This is a genomic window from Streptomyces sp. NPDC056883, assembly GCF_042788835.1.
In the GTDB taxonomy this organism is placed as follows: Bacteria; Actinomycetota; Actinomycetes; order Streptomycetales; family Streptomycetaceae; genus Streptomyces; species Streptomyces stoeckheimensis.
Genome location: NZ_JBHUBS010000018.1, coordinates 154,178 through 158,139 on the forward strand (window position 1 = coordinate 154,178; position 3,962 = coordinate 158,139).

The window sequence follows — 3,962 nt, forward strand, 5'->3', positions numbered from 1 at the left end:
ATCCGGCTTGCCCAGAGAGCTGTAGAAGGCGATCGAACTGTCCGCGTGGTGGTAGACCATCACCGCATCGGAACGACCGTCACCGTTCACATCACGCTGCACGATCGGGCGTCGGGTCGTTTCCTTGATCCAGCCGCCGATGTCGTCGGTGCGGGCGGAGACGGCGCCGGTACGGGTTTCGGTCGGGTCCGTCCCCAGACAGCCGCCCTGCCAGGAACGGCTGTTCACACCGACCAGTTCACCGGCAGCGTTCAGCAGCGGGCCGCCCGTGTCTCCCTTGCAGATGGCGTCGGTGCCCTTCCCCGTGATGGTCAGGGTGGTGCCGTCGGAGCTGCTGAGGGTGAAGGCGCCGGTGTGGAGCTTGTCGGGCACCCACTCGGTCCTGGTCCGCCCGAAGCCCACGGCGGTCACCTCGGCGCCGGATGCCGGGGCGGCGCTCGCCTGCCTGACGCCCGCGATGCCGGCGGCGGGGGCGGCGAGGCGGGCCAGGACGACATCCCGGTCGGTTCGCGGGACCAGCTCGGCTACCTCGACGCGCTTGCCGTCGGCGAGGGTCGCGGTGGATTTCAGCGCGGGTGCACCGGCCGGTACCGCTGCGCCGGCCGTCGCGGCGAAGCAGCTCGAGGCGGTCATGACCCAGGAGTCCTCGACCACGACGCCGGTGCACCCCCGGCTGTTGGCCTCGTCGCCGATGCTCAGCCTGACGACGGAGGGGTGCTGGCCGGCTGCAGCCTCCGGGCCGGAGACGGCGTGTGCGGCGCCGGCGGGAACGAGGCCCCCGACGACCGCGGTCGCGGTGACGAGCAGGCCTGATATCCGCGCGGTGCGCGGACGGAATGCAGACATGGGTGGTTTCCTTCTTCTGGGGCAGGGTTCGGGTTCGGTGACCTCATGCGCCGGAGCCCGGGTCCGAGTCCGGTCGTGCTGCGCTGCGCAGTCACGGTGTTCAGCGGCGCGATCCCGTACGGCGAGCGGGGCGCGGGCTACTTGGTGGTCCGGATCTCGACCAGCATGTGCTCGCGACCGTCGCCGGACTCGCCGACCCCTCCCCAGGTCTTCGCAGGGATGTCGTACGTGACGCGGTCGTTCTCGGCGGTCATTTCGAGGTGGGTGCTGCCGGCATCGCTGGTTCGCACCCCGTACACCGACGTGAGTTCCAGGGCGAGGTAGCCCTTGTCGCCGGTGACCTTGAAGCACACGTCCGCCCGGTCACGGGCGAGGAATCTCAGGAGGTTCTGCTCGCTCGCGCAGTCGGCGAGCGTGATGTGGCCGTCGCCGCGCTTGAGGAGGAATCCCTTCTCGGCCAGGATCCTGTCGGAATTCGGGTAGCTGAAGTCCTCGACGGCGTATCCGGGCACCTGGTCGGCCGCCGGTGCGGCAGAGGCGCTGGACGTCTGGCCTCCGGCCAGAACGGCCCATGCCAGGGCGCCGGCGGCGGCCGTCGCGGCCAGAGTGCGTACGAGTGCGCTGTGTTGCTTCACGTATGTCCTCAACAATCCTGTGGTCGGAGGCCGGAGGCCGAAAGTCAGCGGGGTGGGTCGTTCGTCGAGGGGGGCGACCGACCGGGCACGGGTACTGCCCGGTCCGCCTGAGTCGTCCCTGATCCCCGGCGTCACGCCGGCAGCGTGACGTTGAACTCGATCACCTGGGCCGTGGGTGAGAGCGGTCCGGAGCCGCCGAACGCCTTGTCCAGGAAGGCGCCGACGGTCTTCTTCCACGGCTTCGTGTAGCCGATGACGGGAACGTGCGTCGCGGATTCCACGGTCGACACGTTGTAGACGGTGTAGCGCCACACGACGGAGCCGTCGTCGTTCTTGTAGATCGGGGTCATCCTGACTGCGTGGGAGCCCAGGTAGGCGTACGCGAGGTTCCCGGTGAGGCCTCCGGTGGGGAGCGCCGAGTAGTCCCGGCCGCCCTGCACGGCGCCGTCCCAGCCGCCGAGCCCGAAGGCGGAGCTGTAGGTGTGGCCCAGTTCGTAGTCGCCGTTCTTCGTGCGCTCGGCGAACTTCGCGATGAACTGCCTCGTGAACGCGTGCTCGCGGTAGAGCCGGGTGAACGGGTCGTCCGGACCGAAGCACTGCGTCCTGGGACCGGTTCCGGTCAGCCACTCCAGGCCCAGTTCCCACGGGTTGGTGTCGTTGTCGGACTCGATCGCCTGGCCGAACGGCGTCAGGCAGCTCGAGGCTTGCTCCGGCAGTCCGCCCGCCTGGGGGTTGATGGGAACGGTGGAGTTCTTCAGCGCATTGTTCGCCGCCTCGCGTTTGGCGGCTTCGATGTAGAGGTCCTTCGCCTCGGACGCGGCCTGAGCCGCTCCGGCGGCGCTCCCTCCCGCATCGATCGCCGACTGCCAGGCGAGCGCGGCCGCAGCAGCGGCCTTGGCGGCGAAGTCAGCGGCGACGGTCGCGGACTGCACGGCCCGGGCAGCCGCCTGCCGCGCCACGTTGCCCGCCTTGCTCGCCACCGCGGCAGCCGCGCGGGCGGTCTCGGCGGACCGCGCGGCTGCGGCCGCGGAGCCTTCGGCGGCTTCGGCGTTCCTGCGCGCCTCGTCCCCGGAGCGCTTGGCGTCGGCAGCGTAGCCCTTGGCCAGGTCGGCCCACTCGGCCGCCTTCGCGGCGGCGTTGCGCGCGAGGGCCGCCGCCTCGGAGGCCCGCGCGGCGTTCTCCTGCGCCTGCTGGGCGACCTTTGCCGCGCCCGCGATCATCGCGCGTACAGCGCTGATGTGCGTGGCGTCGTCGTGGTCGATCCTCGCGAACTCGTACTGCCCGGTGGCGATGAACTCGCGCAGCGCGGGCGTGGCGGCTTCGAGGGCGACCTGCGCCGCCGCCTTGACGTAGGGGCCGCCCGTGGCCAGGAGGGTGCTGGCCTTCGCCCGATCGTCCTCCCGGATGGCCGCCGCACGCTCGACGTACAGGAAGGCGTGCAGGGCCTGGGCGGTGCCCTTGTCCAGCGCGGCGGTGGCCGCACGCCGCTCCGCGGGACCGGTGTTGGCGTCGGCCAGGACCGTGGTCACCTCGACCCGGTTGTCCTCCTTGGCCGCCTCGATCGACCCGCTCTCCAGGAACGCCTTGATCTTCGCGGCGTCCTCGGTCTTGAGCACCGCTGCCGCCGCCTGGGCCACCTTCTGCGTGGAGATCGCCGCCGTCGCCGCGACGAGCTCGGCGTCGTCCTGCCGCTGGGCGATGGCACGGTCCGCGTCGATCCAGTGCGCGACGTCCTCGTCCGAGCCGGCCAGCGCGAACTGCGCGGCCGTACGGGTCCACGTACCCGACCGCTCGATGAGCCGGACGGCGGCCCTGCGGCCGGCCGCCACGGCCTCCGCGGTCCGGCCGGCCCCCAGCGCCGACTCGGCGGAGGCGATGAGCGCGAGCAGTTCCCCGTCCAGGCGCGCCTCCTGCGTCCGCTCCCGGTCGAGCCGCGCGGCCTGGTCCACCTCCGCCTGTGCCTCGGCCCGCGCCTCCTCGATCGCCTCGGCGGTCTCCGCGGCGAGTCTGGCGGCCGCGGCCGCGCGGGCGGCCTGCTCGACCTCGCTCGCCTTGGCCACGGCGTCGGCAGCCTTGCCCGCGGCCTCGACGGCCGCGTTGGCGGCTGCCGTCGACCGGTTGGCGTAGTCCACCGCCTCACCCGCGTGGTTCGCCGCCTCCAGTGCGGCCGCGGCCGCCTTCTCGGCGTGGTCGGCCGCGCTGTTGGCCGCGTCCCGGGCCGTACGGGCGGCCGCGGCCGCCTGCCGCGCCAGAGTCCTCGACCTCGACGCGGCCTGCGCCGCCCTGGCCGCGGCGGCATCGGCCACGGCGGCCTCCCGCTGCGCGACGGCGGCCTCGGCCTGCGCCGCGCCGGAGGCCTGGGCCGCGTCGGCCGAGGCCCCGGCGGAAGCGGCGGTGTTTGGTTTCGCGGTGTCGGGGGTGGCCCCCCCCCCAAACCCCCCCCCCCCCGCCCTGTTGCCAGACGCCCTCCTCTTCTCCCCC

The 3,962-nt window shown here is 72.7% G+C and carries 3 protein-coding genes; all 3 read right to left on the minus strand.

Annotated elements, in window-relative coordinates; all coding sequences use genetic code 11:
• Positions 1-846, minus strand: an 846-nt coding sequence (locus tag ACFRU2_RS33465; protein WP_382979521.1) for a trypsin-like serine protease, incomplete at its 3' end; no start/stop codon positions are given.
• A 137-nt stretch (positions 847-983) separates the two neighbouring features.
• Complete coding sequence (locus tag ACFRU2_RS33470) at positions 984-1,481, minus strand: hypothetical protein (protein WP_382979524.1); 498 nt, start codon at positions 1,479-1,481, stop codon at positions 984-986.
• A 131-nt stretch (positions 1,482-1,612) separates the two neighbouring features.
• On the minus strand, positions 1,613-3,787 hold the full coding sequence (locus tag ACFRU2_RS33475; protein ID WP_382979527.1) for an ALF repeat-containing protein: 2,175 nt from the start codon (positions 3,785-3,787) through the stop codon (positions 1,613-1,615).
• Between the last annotated feature and the right edge of the window lie 175 nt (positions 3,788-3,962).